We start from the raw sequence: 17,518 nt of genomic DNA on the forward strand, positions 1-17,518 counted from the left end.
GTCATGACTGCGGACGGCGCAGGTCCGCGCATCCGGCAAGAAGCGGATCCAGCAGCAGCCAAGCGCCATGTTGATGGAGGGAAGCGGCGAAGTCCGGGTGCGCAGACCTCGCGATGACGATGTTGGTGAAGGGGCCGCCACGTAGCGGGGTTCCGCCGGCCGCCAGCACACGCTCCATCGCCTCGGCCAGCGTCGTGCCGGGGGCGAACACCGCGGCGACCGTATCGGTTGGTTCGCCCGCGCTGGAAACGGCTACCGGCAGGGCGGCCGCACCGGCCAGCAGCAGGAGAATGGCGGGAACATAGGAATGGATCATCGGCGGCAGACACCCATGCGCTTACGAACGGACATGCTCACGGCAACCGTTACGCAGCGGCTGAAAGCCTGGATCTCAGACCCCGCCTAAAGCACGATCCACAACAAGGCAGCATGTTCCGTTTGGAGGACGCCTATGCCAGCATCCGAAGCCATTCACCGCAGTTGGTCCGCGGTTCCGGATTCACCGTCGAACAGAGCGCCGCACTAAACAGCTTGGGTGTTTTTTTGTTTCATCAACGCCGCCTCTGGTATTTCCCCGAATGGCGGCGGAGAACCTCTCGCACTCATTACCGCAGAGGTGAGAAAACCGATGGAATTCCTTGAAAGAAAACAAACGCGGTCAGTCTGCCGCTCACGGTCGCCACGCGGGGGCGACCGTGAGAGGCCGACTGCTCGGACGCGATCAGACCGCCTGTGCGGCCAGCTTCCGGGCTTGGCGATCGATAAACCACCAGGCGCCGCGCGAGGCCACGCTGCACAGCCGCGAGTGCGGCTTCAGACCGCAGGCCTTGAACACCATGGCGATGGCACGGTCGACATGCTTGCGGCGATACCGGCCGAACGCCCGGCGCTTGTAGGCGGCGTTGTAGAGCTTGTGCTCGTACGCGGCGTCGGCCGGGGCGTTGGCGGCGTAGTAGGCATAGGCCAGTTCGTCGTCCTCGGACTCGCCGATGCGCGATAGCGCCACCTTCAGGCGCTGGACCTTGTTCAGCCCTTCGCGGTCCAGGTACTTCTTGGCGTAGGTGTAGAAGATCTTGTAGTGGCGCAGTTCGTCCGCGGCGATGTTGCGGCAAATCTCCTTCAGCACCGGCTCGTCGGTGGAATCGCCGATGGCGGCATAGTAGGAACTGGTGCCGGTCTCCACCATGCAGCGGGCGATCATCTCGCCGGTGCGCGACCCGCGGACAGAGGCGTCGAGGTCGATCGGAACGCGATAGCCGGCGCGGAAGCGCTCCACCGCCGCGCGGAAATCGAAGGTCGGGTCGACCAGTTCGGCCCAGCGGCCCAGCGCCTCGCCATGCTGGACCTCCTCGACCGCCCAGCCGCGGGCGACCTCCTGGAACTCAGGATCGTCCTTGAAGACGTTGCACAAATAGGCCGTGTAGTCGTCGGCATTGAATTCGACCAGAGCCGCGGCCTTGATCAGGGGGACCAGGTCGGGATCGACCCGCCCGGCGTCGAAACGATCCCAGGGAAGCTCATCGATCCGCCAATGCGCACGCGCCATGATCCGCTCTGCCGCCTCGTCTTGGGCCGCCCTGCCGGCGGCCGTGGCCAATATCGGGTAAGGTCTGGTCCCGTGTCCCCACCAATGCCGTCGGGGTGCGGTGGGGTTTGCGGTTCAGGCCTTCGAATGTAAGTCGTCTTTTCGGCGATGCAACCAAGTCGCAACGGAAACGGGCGGCCTGGAAGCCCAAGCCGCCCGTTCGACCGAAGAGATGTATGCCATCGGCCCCGGGAAACCGGGATCGGCGGCCTTTCCGCTCAGTGAGCGGAGGACTGGCTCAGCGCGTCCAGCTTGGCGCGCGCGACGGCCAGCTTGGACTCGGCGGCTGCGCGCTCGGCGTCCGACTTGCTGTCGTCCAGATCCTCGGACAGGTCCTTGATCTGCTTCTCGACCGCGGCGCGGTCCAGGTCGGTCAGCGCCACCGCTTCCTCGGCCAGCACGGTGCAGCGGGCCTCGGTGACCTCGGCGAAGCCGCCGGCGACGAAGACGCGGTCGACCACGCGGTCGCCCTCATAGACGTCGATGACACCCGGACGCACGGTCGAGATCATCGGCGAATGGCCGGCGAGCACGCCGAAATCGCCTTCCGAACCCGGCACCACGACCATGTCCACGGGCTGCGACTTCAGCAGCTTTTCCGGCGAGACCAGCTCGAATTCGACTTTATCGGCCATGGGTTTCCTGGTGCCTCTTCATAGGAACCCCCTCCCCCGCAGACGGGGGAGGGGGTGTGCTGATGTCGATTTCCGCCCGGTTTCCTCAAGAATGATCGAGCCGGGCCGGAATGCCGCGATCCCTGGTGGGGATCAGGCGGCGGCCAGCTTCTTGGCCTTGGCGATCGCCTCGTCGATGGTGCCGACCATGTAGAAGGCGGCCTCCGGCAGGTGATCGTAGTCGCCGTTCACGATGCCCTTGAAGCCCTTGATGGTCTCCTCGAGCGGGACCAGCACGCCCGGGGTGCCGGTGAACACCTCGGCGACGTGGAACGGCTGCGACAGGAAGCGCTGGATCTTGCGGGCGCGGGCCACGACCAGCTTGTCCTCTTCCGACAGCTCGTCCATGCCCAGGATGGCGATGATGTCCTGCAGCGACTTGTAGGTCTGCAGAACCTTCTGCACCGAGCGGGCGACCGAGTAATGCTCCTCACCGACGACGCGCGGGTCGAGGATGCGGCTGGTCGAGTCGAGCGGGTCCACGGCCGGGAAGATGGCCATTTCGGCGATCGAGCGCGACAGCACCGTGGTGGCGTCCAGGTGGGCGAAGGAGGCGGCCGGAGCCGGGTCGGTCAGATCGTCGGCGGGCACGTAAATGGCCTGCACCGAGGTGATCGAACCCTTCTTGGTCGAGGTGATGCGCTCCTGCAGGGCGCCCATGTCGGTGCCCAGCGTCGGCTGGTAACCCACCGCCGACGGGATGCGGCCCAGCAGAGCCGACACTTCCGAACCGGCCTGGGTGAAGCGGAAGATGTTGTCCACGAAGAACAGCACGTCCTGGCCTTCCTCGTCGCGGAAGTATTCCGCGAGCGTCAGGCCGCTCAGCGCGACGCGGGCGCGGGCGCCCGGCGGCTCGTTCATCTGGCCGTACACCAGGGCCACCTTGGAACCCGGGCCGTCGAGCTTGATGACGCCCGACTCGATCATCTCGTGGTAGAGGTCGTTGCCCTCGCGGGTACGCTCACCCACGCCGGCGAACACCGACACGCCGCCGTGCGCCTTGGCGACGTTGTTGATCAGCTCCATGATCGTCACGGTCTTGCCGACGCCGGCGCCGCCGAACAGGCCGATCTTGCCGCCCTTGGCGTAGGGAGCCAGCAGGTCGATGACCTTGATGCCGGTGATCAGCACTTCGGCGTCCGTCGACTGGTCGACGAAGTCCGGGGCCTGACGATGGATCGGCAGCGAGCGGGCGGCGTTGACCGCGCCGCGCTCGTCGATCGGCTCGCCGATGACGTTGATGATGCGGCCGAGCGTCTCCGGGCCGACCGGCACGGCGATCGGCGCGCCGGTGTCGGTCACCTCGGCGCCACGCACCAGACCGTCGGTGCTGTCCATGGCGATGGTGCGGACCGTGCTCTCACCCAGGTGCTGCGCCACTTCCAGAACGAGGGTCTTGCCGTCGTTCTGGGTGTGCAGCGCGTTCAGGATCGCCGGCAGGTCGCCGTCGAACTGCACGTCCACGACGGCGCCCGTGACCTGCGTGATCTTGCCGACAGAATTGGTGGTGGCCATGGAGTAAAGCTCCCTAGGAACTCGGTAAGTGTCGGTATGCCGTCGCCGGCGCAAATGGGCTGGGCCCTACGTGTCGGATGCTGCCGTTACAGGGCTTCGGCACCGGAGATGATCTCGATCAGCTCCTTGGTGATGTAGGCCTGGCGCGTCCGGTTGTAGGTGATCGTCAGCTTGTTGATCATGTCGCCGGCGTTGCGCGTCGCGTTGTCCATCGCGGTCATCCGGGCGCCCTGCTCGGACGCGGCGCTCTCCAGGAGGGCGCGGTAGATCTGGATGGACAGGTTGCGCGGCAGCAGTTCGGCGAGGATCTGCTCCTCGTCCGGCTCGAACTCGTACATCGCCTTGGCTTCCGAGCCGGCGGCCTCGGCGGCCTCGGCGGGGACGGCGAAGGGGATGAGCTGCTGAACCGTGACGATCTGGGAGATCGCCGACTTGAACTTGTTGAAGATGACCGAGCAGACGTCGAACTCGCCGGCATCGAACATCGCCAGCACCTTCGTCGCCACCATGTCGGCATCGCTGAAGCCGAGCCGGCGGCGGCCGACATCTTCATAGCTCTCGACGATCAGCGAGGCGAACTCGCGGCGCAGCTGGTCGCGGCCCTTGCGGCCGACGGTCAGCAGCTTGACGGTCTTGCCTTCGCCCTGCAGGCGCGTGATCTGGCGCTTGGCCTCGCGGACGATGGAGCCGTTGAAGGCGCCGCACAGACCGCGGTCGGAGCTGATGACGACCAGCAGATGCACCTTGTCGGCGCCCGTCCCGGTCATCAGCTTCGGGCCGTTGCCGCTGTCCTGCACGTTGGCGGCCAGCGACGACAGCATGCGGCCCATACGCTCCGCGTAGGGACCGCTGGCTTCCGCCTGCTCCTGGGCGCGGCGCAGCTTGGAAGCCGCGACCATCTTCATGGCCGAGGTGATCTTGCGCGTCGACTGGACGCTCGAGATCCGGTTCTTTAGGTCCTTGAGGTTAGGCATGCCGGCCCTTCAATTCCGCTCGAGGTCGTTCCGTGACCGTCTCTACAAGACGGTGGGGGGCGGTTTCCCGCCCCCGCGCGCGGTCGGTCAGGCGAAGACCTTGGCGAAGCCGTCGAGGAACGCCTTCAGCTTCTCTTCGGTCGCCGAGGTGATCTGCTTGTCGGTGCGGATCGCCGCCAGGATATCGGCGCCCTTGGCGCGGATTTCCGACAGGAACTTGGCCTCGAAGCGGTTCACGTCCTCGACGCGGATGGCGTCCAGGTAGCCCTTCACGCCGGCGAAGATCGACACGACCTGCTCTTCCACCGGCAGCGGCTGGAACTGGCCCTGCTTCAGCAGTTCGGTCAGGCGGGCGCCGCGGGCCAGCAGGCGCTGGGTCGAGGCGTCGAGGTCCGAGGCGAACTGGGCGAAGGCGGCCATCTCGCGGTACTGCGCGAGTTCCATCTTGATGGTGCCGGCGACCTGCTTCATCGCCTTGATCTGGGCGGCGGAGCCGACGCGGCTCACCGACAGACCGACGTTGATGGCGGGGCGGATGCCCTTATAGAACAGGCCGGTTTCCAGGAAGATCTGACCGTCGGTGATCGAGATCACGTTGGTCGGGATGTAGGCGGACACGTCGCCGGCCTGGGTTTCGATGACCGGCAGGGCGGTCAGCGAGCCGTTGCCGTGGGCGTCGCCCATCTTGGCGGCGCGCTCCAGCAGGCGGCTGTGGAGGTAGAACACGTCGCCCGGATAGGCTTCGCGGCCCGGCGGACGGCGGAGCAGCAGCGACATCTGGCGGTAGGCGACGGCCTGCTTGGACAGATCGTCGTACACGATCAGGGCGTGCATGCCGTTGTCGCGGAAATACTCGCCCATCGTGCAGCCGGTGTACGGCGCCAGGAACTGCAGCGGAGCCGGCTCCGACGCGGTGGCGGCGACGACGATGGAGTATTCCATGGCGCCGGCGTCTTCCAGGGTCTTGACGATCTGGGCGACGGTCGAACGCTTCTGGCCGACGGCGACGTAGATGCAGTAGAGCTTCTTGCTCTCGTCGTCGCCCTGGTTGATCGGCTTCTGGTTCAGGAAGGTGTCGATGACGACGGCGGTCTTGCCGGTCTGGCGGTCACCGATGATCAGCTCGCGCTGGCCGCGCCCGATCGGAACCAGGCTGTCGACGGCCTTCAGGCCGGTCTGCATCGGCTCGTGCACCGACTTGCGCGGGATGATGCCGGGGGCCTTCACCTCGACGCGCTTGCGCTCGACGTTGACCAGCGGACCCTTGCCGTCGATCGGGTTGCCCAGGCCGTCCACGACGCGGCCCAGCAGGCCGCGGCCGACCGGAACGTCGACGATGGTGCCGGTGCGCTTGACGGTGTCGCCTTCCTTGATGCCGCGGTCGTCGCCGAAGATCACGATACCGACGTTGTCGGTCTCGAGGTTCAGCGCCATGCCCTGCAGGCCACCCGGGAACTCGACCATTTCGCCGGCGCGGACGTTGTCCAGGCCGTGCACGCGGGCGACGCCGTCACCCACCGACAGGACCTGACCAACCTCGGCGACATCCGCCTCGGTCCCGAAATTCGCGATCTGCTGCTTGAGGATCGCAGAGATTTCTGCGGCGCGGATATCCATCAGACTGATCCCCCTGAGGCCTTCATGGCGAGTTGCAATTTGTTCAGCTTCGTTCGCACCGAGGTATCGACCATGCGCGAGCCGAACTTAACGATCATGCCGCCGATCAGCTCCGGATCGACGGAGGTGTTCACCAACACCTTGGAACCGATGGACGCCTTCAGGGCGTCGATGACGGCGTTGCGCTGGGCATCGCTCAGCGGCTGGGCCGAGGTGACCTGCGCCGTGACCTCGCCGCGGCGCCGGGCCAGTTCGGCCAGGAAGCCTTCGATCATCCCGTCGATCGCGAACAGGCGGCGGTTGGCCGCCACCAGCCCGATGAAGCGCTTGGTCAGGTCCGACAGGCCGGCGCCGTCCATGACGGCGGCCATGGCCCTGCCCTGATCGGCCCGGCTGATGACGGGGCTGCGGACGAGGCGACGGAGGTCAGCGCTCTCGGCCAGGATCTGCTTCAGCGTGGTCAGGTCGCTCGCGACCGTGTCCAACGCCTGGTTTTCGTCCGCAAGCTCGAACAGCGCGGTGGAGTAGCGCGCGGCGAGTTCGGATACGCCTGTTCCTTCGGATGCCACCTGATCCCTCGAATTGAGTTCGGTAGACGGTGAATTCGGCGGCCTTATAGGGTGTCAACCCGAGGCACAAACACCCCGGCCGCGAAAGCGAGCGGTCCAATATCACAGGAATCGCGCCTACGCAACGGGGTCTGGACAATTTGACTGCGGCGTTTTGAGCAACTGCGGAATCATTGGTCGCAACTGCGTTCGCCAATGACTCGAGTCGGCCTCGACTGGTCATACCGGCTGTGACTTCGATGTGGCCCCAATCTCGGCTTAATTCAAGGTTAACCAATCTGATCCACGGTCGGACCGAAACCGCCCAGCCGGCCGATCCGCCACCGATTCCGGTCGTTTCGCCACGCTCGAGGCCGGTCCAGAGAGACCAGGGGCCTTCCGCCATGACCATCCTGCCGACGTCGGATCCCAGCGCCGATACCGTTGCCGACACCGTTGCGATCGCCGATGCCGGCGCCGGATCCAGGCCGTCGAACGTCATCCAGTTCTGCCGCGCCCGCTTCACCCCGGAGGACCTGGACGCCTTCTCCGCAGTCGCCGAAGCGAAACTTCAGCGCGGCCATTGGGCCGGCGTGCTGCGCGAGTCGGGCCGCGACCATGACCGCCTGCTGGTGCTCCTGCCGGAGGTCGACCGCCCGGTCTTCCGCTTTGAACGCGACGCCAAGGGCCGCTACAGCCTGTCCTTCCACGACCGCTCCGGCTGGTACGGCATCGGCGCCGGCGACAGCGCCGCGGAATGCCTGTCGATCTGGCGCCCGCGCCGCCCGCGGATGACCTGACCGCCGGGCGGCTTCAGGCCGCCCTCGAAGGCCGGCTTGCGAATTCCACCATGTAAAAGTGACGTGCGGCGGGATGCCGCACGGGTTTCATTGTCGAACCGGACGTCCCGTCCGATCCGTTCCGGTTTATCGATAGACCCCGACCGCCAGCATGTAGGGCTTGCCGTTCAGCACCAGGCGGCGGGCATGCATCGTCTTGCGCGCAACCTGCCCGGTCAGCGGATCGATCCATTGATAGGTGACGTCGGTGCGCCCGTCGCGCGCAACGCCGGCCAGCGCCTCGCGGATGAAGGGCTTGCCGTCGACGTCGCGCAGCTCCTGCAGGTTCGACCCGTTCAGCGTCGCAGTCCAGCCATGGGCGATCATCACGCCCTTGTCGTCCAGCAGCATCGGGTAGAGGTCGCGGTCGATGAAAGCGCTATCATGGCCGGCAAAGGCTTCGGCCGCGGCATCGGGACCGATCCGCTCCAGCAGATGCTGGGCACGGTCGATCATGGTCAGCGCCTCGGCGTCGGTGCCGCGGGTGCTGGCCGGCGCCCCAGCGGCGAAAGCGATGACCACCAGCAGCAGCAGAACCGGCAGCACGGTCAGCAGGGTATGACGCTGTACGCGCAGACGAAGCTTGGAGATCATGCCGGCCATCAGCCTGAACCTGTGCCTGAAGTGTTTGGGCCCGGGAAGGATGTATTGATTCCGAACCATCCCGGCCGTGGTAATACCATGACCGCCGCTGCGCAATGGACCAAACGTCACAGGTGCCATGTCTGACCGTCGCGGCGAGCGATTCGTGTCAATTCGCCGCAGTCTCGCCCGGCCGCACTAAGGACGCCTAAAGGAAGCTGTAGGGGTCGACATCGATCTGCACCCGGATGGCCGGCGGGATCTCCACCCGGTCCAGCCACTCCGCGATCAGCGGCTGCACCTGGGTGCTGCGCGGCGCCTTCAGCAGCAGGCGGCGGCGGTGCCGTCCGCGCAGCAGGGCCAGCGGCGCCGGGGCGGGCCCCAGCACATGGACGTCGTCGCTGCGGGGCGCCGCGCGGCCCAGCGCCATCGCCACCCGCTCCACCAGCGTCGGGTCCTCTCCCGACACGATCAGCGCGGCCAGCCGGCCGAAAGGCGGCATGCCGGCCTCCAGCCGCATCTCCGCCTCCAGCTGGTAGAAGCCGTCGCGGTCGCCGGCGGCCAGCGCCTGCATCACCGGATGCTCGGGCATGAAGGTCTGCAGCATCACCCGCCCCGGCCGCTCGCCACGCCCGGCGCGCCCCGCCACCTGATGCAGCAGCTGGTAGGTGCGCTCCGCCGCCCGCAGGTCGCCGCCGTTCAGCCCCAGGTCGGCATCGACCACCCCCACCAGCGTCAGCATCGGGAAGTGGTGGCCCTTCGCCATAACCTGGGTGCCGATGATGATGTCGAGCTCGTGCCGGCCGATGCTCTCCACCATCTCCTGGATGGCGCGCGGGCCGTGCAGGGTATCCGACGCCATGATGGCGGCGCGGGCCTCGGGGAACAGCTCCGCCACCTCCTCGGCGATGCGCTCCACGCCGGGGCCGCAGGCCGCCATCGTCCCCTCTTCGCCGCATTCCGGGCAGGCGTGGGGCAAGGGCTGCTGCAGGCCGCAATGGTGGCATTGCAGCTTGCGGGCGAGCCGGTGTTCCACCAGCCACGCCGTGCAGTTCGGGCATTGCATGCGGTGGCCGCAGGCGCGGCACAGGGTCAGCGGGGCGTAGCCGCGGCGGTTCAGGAACAGCATCGCCTGCTCGCCCCCCGCCAGCGTGTCGGTCAGCGCCTTGCGCAGGCTGGGCGCCAGCCAGTGCCGGGCAGGCGGACGGTCGCGCCGCAGGTCGACCAGCTCGACATCCGGCAGCACGGCGCCGCCATGGCGGGCCGGCAGGGCGATGCGGGCGTAGCGGTTGCTGTCGGCGTTGACCTTGGTCTCCAGCGACGGCGTGGCGGAGACCAGCGCGATGGGCAGTCCGCCCAGATGCGCCCGCGCCACCGCCATGTCGCGGGCATGGTAGATCGCCCCCTCCTCCTGCTTGTAGGCGGAGTCGTGCTCCTCATCGACGATGATGACGCCCAGGTCGGGATAGGGCAGGAACAGGGCCGAGCGCGCGCCGACCACCACCGGCACCTCGCCCTTCGACACCGCGCGCCAAGTGTCGCGGCGCTGCGCCCCGGTCAGTTCCGAATGCCATTCCGCCGGCGGCGCGCCGAAGCGCCGGGCGAAGCGGTCGAGCCACTGCGCCGACAGCGCGATCTCCGGCAGCAGCACCAGGGCCTGCTTGCCCTGTTCCAGCGCTGCCGAGATCGCCTCGTAATAGACCTCCGTCTTGCCCGACCCGGTGACGCCGTCGAGCAGCACCGTGGAGTAGCGCCCCGACGCCACTCGCTCGCGCAGGTCGTCGGCCGCCGCCCGCTGGTCGGCGGAGAGGGTTGGGCCCGGCCGATGCCAGTCCGGCCGGCCCAGCCGCGTCGGCTCCAGCATCACCGGCTCCAGCAGCCCGGCCTCCGCCAGCCCGCGCACCACCGTCACGCCGCAGCCGGCCTCGTCGGCCAGTTCCGCCGGGGTGCGCGGCGGCCCATCCTCCAGCAAGGCCAGGATGCGCTTGCGCGGGTCGGTCATCTTGAAGCCGGGCGGCGGCTCGGCCCCTTGCTTGCGCAGATAGGCCAGCATCGGTTTGGGCGGCTCCAGCGCCGCCGGCACGCTGACCGCCATGCGCAGGACGAAGCCCGGCGGCGTCATGGTATAGGCGGCGACCCATTCGACGAAGCGGCGGCCGACCTCGGTCATCGGCGGCACGTCGAACCGGCGCACCACCGGCTTCAGCCGGCCGGACTCCAGGGTCCCGGCGCCCGGCCCCCAGACGACGCCGATGACCCGGCGCGGGCCCAGCGGTACCTCGACGTAATCGCCGGGAACCAGCTCCATCCCTTCCGGCACGCGGTAATCGTAGGCCTCGCGCAGAGGCAGGGGCAGCAGCACGGCGACGCGGCGATCCGGTGCGCCGGGCTGCCGTCCGGTCGCGGGACGGGTGGATTCGGGCGCTGAATCGCCTTCGGGCTGCCCCATATCGGGCGCGTCCCCAAGAAGATCCCCCTGGATGCCCGGGGCGGAACTGGCGGAAGTCGAACGCATCGGCTAGAGTGGCCTCATGTCCCGGGCACCGGGCGGGACGGCGCGTCGGTCAGCTTTCCGGCGCGGCCGGTTCCGGTCAACATCAGCAAGCATGGACCCTTCGTCATGAAGTTCTTCGTCGACACCGCCGACATCGCCGAGATTCGCGATCTGGCCGATACCGGTCTGCTGGACGGTGTTACCACCAACCCCTCCCTGATCGCCAAGTCCGGCCGTCAATTCCTCGACCTCGTGGCCGAGATTTGCGACGTCGTCAACGGTCCGGTCAGCGCCGAGGTGGCATCCACCGACTTCGAGACCATGCTTGCCGAGGCCCACAAGATCGCCAAGATCTCGCACCGCGTCGCGGTGAAGGTGCCGCTGACCCCGGCCGGCCTGAAGGTCTGCAAGATCATCTCGTCCGAAGGGACGATGGTCAACGTCACGCTGTGCTTCTCCCCCGCCCAGGCGATCCTGGCGGCCAAGGCCGGCGCCAGCTTCGTGTCGCCCTTCGTCGGCCGCCTGGACGACATCGGCCAGGACGGCATGGGCATCATCAAGGACATCTGCGAGATCTATAACAATTACGACGCCTTCAAGACCGAGGTGCTGGTCGCCTCGATCCGCAACCCGATGCACATCGTCAAGGCCGCCCGCCTGGGCGCCCATGTCGTGACCGCGCCGGCGTCGGTGCTGAAGCAGCTGTTCAACCACCCGCTGACCGACAAGGGTCTCTCCCAGTTCGTCGAGGACTGGAAGAAGACCGGCCAGTCGATCCTGTAAGGCGGGCCGGAGCGATCATGGCCGACAGGGGCCGCGAACCGGGCCACAGCCCGCACCGGACGTCGACGCTCTCTTCGGAGGATGTGCGCGCCTACCTGCGGAGCCACCCGGACTTCCTGGCCCAGAACGCCGATCTGGTCCACCACCTGACCCCGCCGTCGGTCGACCGCGGGCGTGGGGTGGTGGACCTCCAGGCCTTCATGGTCGACCGGCTGCGCGCCGAGGTCCGCACTCTCAAGGACCAGCAGCGCGAGCTGATCGGAACCAGCCGGGCCAACCTGAACAGCCAGAACCGCATCCATGCCGCGGTGCTGTTCCTGCTCGACGCCCAGAGCTTCGAGCAGCTGATCCAGACCATCACCACCGACCTTGCGGTCCTTCTCGACCTCGACGTCGCCTGTCTGGTCATCGAATCCAACGGCACCGACATCCCCCACGTCCACCGCTCCGGCGTGCGGGTGGTGGAGCCGGGCGCCATCGCCGACCGGCTGGGCCGCGCCGACGTGGTGCTGAACACCGACATCCAGGGCGACCCCGAGATCTACGGCCCCGGCGCCGGCCTCGTCCGGTCGGAGGCGCTGATCCGCATCCAGGTCTCCAGCGAGACGCCCGACGGCCTGCTCGCCTTCGGCAGCCGCGAGCCCGACACCTTCCACAGCGGCCAGGGCACCGAGCTGGTGGGCTTCCTCGCCCGCGTGATCGAGCGGGTGATCCGCGGCTGGCTGGAGCTGCCGGCGTGACCGAACCTGTTCCCGGTACGCCAAGTTTGGGGTTTTCCGCCAAGCCGGACGTCCAGGACGTGCTGGCCCACTGGTGGCGCTGGATGGAGAGCGAGAAGGCGGTCTCCCCCCACACCCTGTCGGCCTATACCGCCGATGTTGGCGAGTTCCTGCGCTTCCTCACCGAATTCCGCGGCGGCACCCCGCCCTCGCTGAACGACCTGGGCGAGCTGAAGGCGGCGGATTTCCGCGCCTGGATGTCCAGGCTGGCGATGGACGGTCTGGTCGGCGCCAGCCGGGCGCGCAAGCTGGCGGCGGTGCGCAACCTGTTCCGCTGGCTGGACCGCAGCGGCCGCCTGCACAACCCCGCCGTCGCCACGCTGGCCACGCCCAAGGTCAAGCGCCCCGCCCCCCGCCCGCTGACGGAGATCGACGCCGACCGCCTGCTGGAGGAGGCCGAGCGCGACCGCGACGAACCCTGGATCGGCAAGCGCGACCGCGCCCTGTTCACCCTGCTCTACGGCTGCGGCCTGCGCATTTCCGAGGCGCTGGGGCTGGCGGCCAAGGACGCGCCGCTGGGCGACACGCTGCGCGTCACCGGAAAGGGCCGCAAGGACCGCATGATCCCCGTCCTGCCGGCGGTGACGGAGGCGGTGCAAGCCTATATCGACTCCTGCCCCTTCGCCCTGGCGCCCGACGGCCCGCTGTTCGTCGGCACCCGCGGCGGCCGGCTGAACGCCAGCGTGGCCCAGCACCAGATGCAGAAGCTGCGCGCCCTGATGGGCATGCCGGACAGCGCCACCCCGCACGCCCTGCGACATAGTTTCGCGACCCACCTTTTGGCGGACGGCGGCGACCTGCGCGCCATCCAGGACCTGCTCGGCCACGCCTCGCTCTCCACAACCCAGCGTTACACGGACGTGGAGAACGAGCAGCTGATGAACGTGTACCGCAACGCCCATCCTCGGGCGCGCAAGGGCTGATCCGGACCGCCCTCCGCAACCGGTTCCACATATTCCTGTATTCACACCGACTTCCGGCGCGTCGCGGCCGGACGTCCTTCGCGGCTTCGGCTGCGCCGCGCATCAACACGGTCATATGACAGTACCAGAAGACCAGGGATCGCTCTCTCACTGAACATTTCGTGTGCCTACTTCAAGCACGGCAATGAACCCTTGCCCCAATCCTACTTTAGTACAAAGTAACGGGACGAACCCTTATTTGCCGTTAACATTCTGTTAATCCACAAAATCGACAGTTTCCCAAGGCAGGATTTATGCGGGGGAAATCGTCATGCAAACAAAGTCTATCCAAACGAAGATAGCCATGCTGTCGGGTATGTGTCTGGCGGGCACCGTCGCCGTGCTCGTCGGCTTCGGCATCCTGTCGACACGCTCGAGCAACGAGTTCGTAACCGGCAATGTCGAGCGGATTCTCGAAAGCAAGACGACGGAATCCCTGCAGAATCTCGCCGCCACCCAAGCCGGCCTGCTGCGGTCGGAGTTCGACACCGCGCTGAACGCCGCCCGCACCATGGCGGCCAGCTTCGCCAGCCTTGCCGACGAAGGGGCGCCCGGCCATGTCCTGCCGGAGCGGCGACGCGACGCCTTCAACGGCGTTCTTCTGTCGGTCCTGAAGCGCAACCCGCTGTTCAACGGCACCTATTCGGCCTGGGAGCCCAACGCGATCGACGGCCGGGACGAAGAGTTCCGCAACCGCCGCGAAACCGGCACCGACGCCACCGGCCGCTTCCTTCCCTATTGGAACCGCGACCAGAACGGCCGCATCGCCATGCAGCCGCTGGTCGAATATGACAGCCGCGAGCGCCATCCCAACGGCGTCATGAAGGGCGGCTGGTACATCGGCCCGCAGGAGCATGGGCGCGAAAGCGTCCTGGATCCCCTGCCCTACATCGTGCAGGGCAAGCAGGTCTTCCTGGCGACCCTGTCGGTGCCGATCGTCATCAACGGCAAGTTCCGTGGCGTGGCCGGCGCCGACTTCAACCTCGATTTCGTCCAGCAGCTGTCGACCAAGGTCAGCGCCGCGGTGTTCAACGGCCGCAGCCAAGTCGTCATCATCAGCAACATGGGCCTGATCGTCGCCCACAGCGCCCGGCCCGACCTGATCGGGCAGCCGATCTCCACCTTCGACACCTCCTGGCAGGCCGATCTGGCGAATGTCCAGGCCGGCAAGGCCCATGTCGACATCGAATCCTCCACCAACATGCTGCGCAGCTTCGCGCCCATCACCATGGGCAACACCGAGAAGCCGTGGGCGGTGCTGGTGCAGGTGCCGAAGGACATCGTGCTGGCCGACGGCATGGCGCTGTCCTCCGCGCTCGGCGAGCGTGCCAACTCCAGCATCCTGTGGCAGGTCGCCGTCGGCGCGCTGGTGGCACTCGGCGCCGTCGCGGTGATGTGGGTGGTCGCCGGCGGCGTCGCCCGGCCGATCCGCGCCAGCGTCGCCTTCGCCGAAGGCATCGCCGCCGGCCGCTTCGACCAGACGCTCGACATCCGCCAGTCCGACGAAGTCGGCGCGCTCGCCGACGCCCTGCGCAAGATGCTGGCCGACCTGAAGCGGATGATCGACCAGCGGGCGGAGGATCAGGCCAAGGCCGACGCCGAACGCCGCGCCGCCATGCTGCAGCTCGCCAACGACCTGGAGGCCCAGGTGATGAATGTGGTGGACGGCGTCGACCGCGCCGCCCAGTCCATGAACGGCACCGCCCAGGCGATGACCGCCACCGCGACCCAGACCAGCCAGCAGGCCGGCGTGGTCGCCAGCGCCTCCCAGGACGCCAGCAGCAACGTGCAGACCGTCGCCAGCGCCACGGAACAGCTCTCCTCCTCGATCCAGGAGATCGGCGAGCGCGTCAACCGCTCCGCCCAGATCGCCCGCGAGGCGGTGGAGGCGGCCCAGCAGGCCAACGGGCAGGTGTTGAGCCTGACCGAGGCGGCGGAGAAGATCGGCACGGTGGTGCAGCTGATCCAGGACATCGCCAGCCAGACCAACCTGCTGGCGCTGAATGCGACCATCGAGGCCGCCCGCGCCGGAGAGGCCGGCAAGGGCTTCGCCGTGGTGGCGCAGGAGGTGAAGAGCCTCGCCAGCCAGACCGCCCGCGCGACGGAGGAGATCGCCGGCCACGTCACCGGCATGCAGCGCGTCACCGACGAGACCGCCGGAGCGATCAAGGGCATCGGCGGCATCATCGCCCAGATCGACGAGATCTCCACCGCCATCGCCGCCGCGGTGGAGGAACAGGGCTCCGCCACCGCCGAGATCGCCCGCAACGTCCAGCAGGCCGCCAGCGGCACCCAGGAGGTGACGAAGACCATCGCCGACGTCCGCAGTGCCGCCGTCGAAGCCGGCCATTCCGCCGAGAACGTCCTGTCGGTCTCCGGCCAGCTCGCCGGTGACGCCGGCCGGTTGCGGAACGTGGTGAACGGCTTCCTGTCGACCATCCGCGCGGCCTGACGGGCGGAGCGGCCACAACGAAAAAGGCTCCTCCGCCAACGGCGGGGAGCCTTTCGTCGTTACGGATCTTGCGGTCCGCTGATCAGATGTGCAGCGGACGCCCGTCCACCGCCAGCGCCGCTTCCTTGACCGCTTCCGACAGGGTCGGGTGGGCGTGGCAGGTGCGGGCGACGTCTTCGGCCGACGCGCTGAACTCCATGGCCAGCACCAGCTCGCCGATCATCTCCGACACGTTCGGGCCGATCATGTGGACGCCCAGCACCTGATCGGTGGAGGCATCCGACAGGATCTTCACGAAGCCGTCGGTGTTGCCGCCGGCACGGGCGCGGCCGTTGGCGGTGAACGGGAACTTGCCGGCCTTGTAGGCGATGCCCGCGGCCTTCAGCTGCTCCTCGGTCTTGCCGACGGCGGCGACTTCCGGCCAGGTGTAGACGACGCCGGGAACCAGGTCGTGGTTGACGTGGCTCTTCTGGCCGGCCAGCTGCTCGGCGAGGGCGACGCCCTCCTCCTCGGCCTTGTGGGCCAGCATCGGGCCTTCCACCACGTCGCCGATGGCGTAGATGCCCGGCACGTTGGTCTGGAAATGGTGGTCGATCTTGACCCGGCCACGCTCCAGCTCGACGCCGACCGCCTCGAGCCCCAGGCCCTCGGTGTAGGGACGGCGGCCGATGGCGACCAGGACGGTGTCGGCCTCGATGGTCTGCGCCTCGCCGCCGGCGGCGGGCTCGACCGTCAGGGACACGCCGGCCTCGGTCACCGATGCGCCGGTCACCTTGGTGCTCAGCTTGAAGTCCATGCCCTGCTTGGCGAAGATGCGCTGGGCCTGCTTCGACAGCTCGTTGTCCATGGTCGGCAGCACTCGGTCGAGATACTCGACCACCGTCACCTTGGCGCCCAGCCGGCCCCAGACGGAACCCAGCTCCAGCCCGATCACGCCGCCGCCGATGACGACCAGATGCTTCGGCACTTCCGGCAGCGACAGGGCGCCGGTGGAGGACACCACGCGCTTCTCGTCGATGGCGATGCCCGGCAGCGGCGTCACGTCCGAGCCGGTGGCGATGACGATCGCCTTCGACGCGGTGACGGTGCCGACGCCCTCGACCTCGACGGTGTTCGGGGCGGTGATCTTGCCGGCACCCTTCAGCCAGGTGACCTTGTTCTTCTTGAACAGGAACTCGATGCCGCCGACGTTGTCCTTAACGACCTTGTCCTTGTGGGCCAGCATGCCCGGCAGGTCCAGTTCCACGCCGCCGACCTTGATGCCGAACTTGGCGAGGCCGTGGGCCGCTTCCTCGAACTTCTCCGACGCCGCCAGCAGAGCCTTGGACGGGATGCAGCCCACATTCAGGCAGGTGCCGCCCAGGGTCCCGCGCTTCTCCACGCAGGCGACCTTGAAGCCGAGCTGCGCCGCGCGGATCGCGCAGACATACCCGCCGGGACCGCCGCCGATCACAACGACGTCAAAAGTGCTTTCAGCCATGAGAGGCTTTCCTTTCGCCATTCTTGCTCGTTGCCAAAAGCCGTCCCATCCAGCGGGGAGGGCACGCGGGATCTTCCGCGGGGCGATTTATGCCCGCGCTCACGCCCCGTGGCAACGGGACACTTCGTCTCTGCGGGTTCGGACGAAGCCGAAGCGAAGGGCACCCCTTTTGAGCAGGCCCCCTCCCCCATCGGATCGGGAAACCTTTACGGCCCCGCTTGCGTTCCCATCGGC

15 protein-coding genes are annotated in these 17,518 nt (G+C 67.6%); 5 read left to right on the plus strand and 10 right to left on the minus strand.

What is annotated here, in order from left to right; genetic code table 11:
• Position 1: 1 nt before the first annotated feature.
• The 7 genes from AB8P05_RS07205 to AB8P05_RS07235 form a co-directional block, all read right to left on the minus strand.
• Positions 2 to 316 carry a hypothetical protein gene (locus AB8P05_RS07205; protein WP_472757458.1) on the minus strand — a complete coding sequence of 105 codons (315 nt, stop codon included), beginning with the start codon at positions 314 to 316 and terminating at the stop codon, positions 2 to 4.
• Between the two features lie 405 nt (positions 317 to 721).
• Positions 722 to 1,546 (minus strand): acyl-ACP desaturase, encoded by an 825-nt coding sequence (locus AB8P05_RS07210; RefSeq protein ID WP_455172549.1) that lies wholly within the window; start codon positions 1,544 to 1,546, stop codon positions 722 to 724.
• 257 nt (positions 1,547 to 1,803) lie between these two features.
• The gene (locus AB8P05_RS07215) at positions 1,804 to 2,220 is read right to left on the minus strand and encodes a F0F1 ATP synthase subunit epsilon (RefSeq protein ID WP_324869420.1); all 417 of its coding nucleotides are present in this window, start codon (positions 2,218 to 2,220) and stop codon (positions 1,804 to 1,806) included.
• A 132-nt stretch (positions 2,221 to 2,352) separates the two neighbouring features.
• Complete coding sequence (atpD, locus tag AB8P05_RS07220) at positions 2,353 to 3,774, minus strand: F0F1 ATP synthase subunit beta (protein WP_324869421.1); 1,422 nt, start codon at positions 3,772 to 3,774, stop codon at positions 2,353 to 2,355.
• Between the two features lie 86 nt (positions 3,775 to 3,860).
• Entirely contained in the window at positions 3,861 to 4,748 is an 888-nt protein-coding gene (locus AB8P05_RS07225; protein ID WP_455172550.1) for a F0F1 ATP synthase subunit gamma, read from the minus strand.
• A gap of 87 nt (positions 4,749 to 4,835) precedes the next feature.
• A complete protein-coding gene (gene atpA, locus AB8P05_RS07230; protein WP_014248784.1) occupies positions 4,836 to 6,365 on the minus strand; it encodes a F0F1 ATP synthase subunit alpha in 1,530 nt (509 codons plus the stop codon).
• On the minus strand, positions 6,365 to 6,934 hold the full coding sequence (locus AB8P05_RS07235; RefSeq protein WP_455172551.1) for a F0F1 ATP synthase subunit delta: 570 nt from the start codon (positions 6,932 to 6,934) through the stop codon (positions 6,365 to 6,367). Before AB8P05_RS07235 ends, atpA begins: the two co-directional genes overlap by 1 nt.
• 383 nt (positions 6,935 to 7,317) lie before the next feature.
• Here AB8P05_RS07235 and AB8P05_RS07240 point away from each other — a divergent pair, with 383 nt between their 5' ends.
• Positions 7,318 to 7,713 carry a hypothetical protein gene (locus AB8P05_RS07240; protein WP_472757459.1) on the plus strand — a complete coding sequence of 132 codons (396 nt, stop codon included), beginning with the start codon at positions 7,318 to 7,320 and terminating at the stop codon, positions 7,711 to 7,713.
• A gap of 126 nt (positions 7,714 to 7,839) precedes the next feature.
• On the opposite strand, the gene AB8P05_RS07245 is transcribed toward AB8P05_RS07240, so the two are convergent.
• Both AB8P05_RS07245 and AB8P05_RS07250 read right to left on the minus strand, forming a co-directional pair.
• Complete coding sequence (locus AB8P05_RS07245) at positions 7,840 to 8,355, minus strand: cache domain-containing protein (protein ID WP_455172553.1); 516 nt, start codon at positions 8,353 to 8,355, stop codon at positions 7,840 to 7,842.
• A 187-nt stretch (positions 8,356 to 8,542) separates the two neighbouring features.
• The gene (locus AB8P05_RS07250; RefSeq protein ID WP_472757460.1) at positions 8,543 to 10,783 is read right to left on the minus strand and encodes a primosomal protein N'; all 2,241 of its coding nucleotides are present in this window, start codon (positions 10,781 to 10,783) and stop codon (positions 8,543 to 8,545) included.
• 171 nt (positions 10,784 to 10,954) lie between these two features.
• Here AB8P05_RS07250 and fsa point away from each other — a divergent pair, with 171 nt between their 5' ends.
• The 4 genes from fsa to AB8P05_RS07270 all read left to right on the plus strand — a co-directional run bounded on the left by fsa (position 10,955) and on the right by AB8P05_RS07270 (position 15,804).
• Positions 10,955 to 11,611, plus strand: coding sequence for a fructose-6-phosphate aldolase (gene fsa, locus AB8P05_RS07255; RefSeq protein WP_063635338.1), 657 nt, complete (start codon positions 10,955 to 10,957; stop codon positions 11,609 to 11,611).
• A 17-nt stretch (positions 11,612 to 11,628) separates the two neighbouring features.
• A complete protein-coding gene (locus AB8P05_RS07260; RefSeq protein ID WP_472757461.1) occupies positions 11,629 to 12,351 on the plus strand; it encodes a DUF484 family protein in 723 nt (240 codons plus the stop codon).
• Positions 12,348 to 13,313, plus strand: coding sequence for a tyrosine recombinase XerC (locus AB8P05_RS07265; protein ID WP_472757462.1), 966 nt, complete (start codon positions 12,348 to 12,350; stop codon positions 13,311 to 13,313). Before AB8P05_RS07260 ends, AB8P05_RS07265 begins: the two co-directional genes overlap by 4 nt.
• A gap of 343 nt (positions 13,314 to 13,656) precedes the next feature.
• Positions 13,657 to 15,804, plus strand: a complete 2,148-nt coding sequence (locus AB8P05_RS07270; protein ID WP_472757463.1) for a methyl-accepting chemotaxis protein — start codon at positions 13,657 to 13,659, stop codon at positions 15,802 to 15,804.
• Positions 15,805 to 15,886: 82 nt separating this feature from the next.
• On the opposite strand, the gene lpdA is transcribed toward AB8P05_RS07270, so the two are convergent.
• Positions 15,887 to 17,284, minus strand: coding sequence for a dihydrolipoyl dehydrogenase (gene lpdA / locus AB8P05_RS07275; RefSeq protein WP_472757464.1), 1,398 nt, complete (start codon positions 17,282 to 17,284; stop codon positions 15,887 to 15,889).
• Positions 17,285 to 17,518: the final 234 nt, after the last annotated feature.

This window comes from Azospirillum sp. VT-I1, from assembly GCF_055698305.1.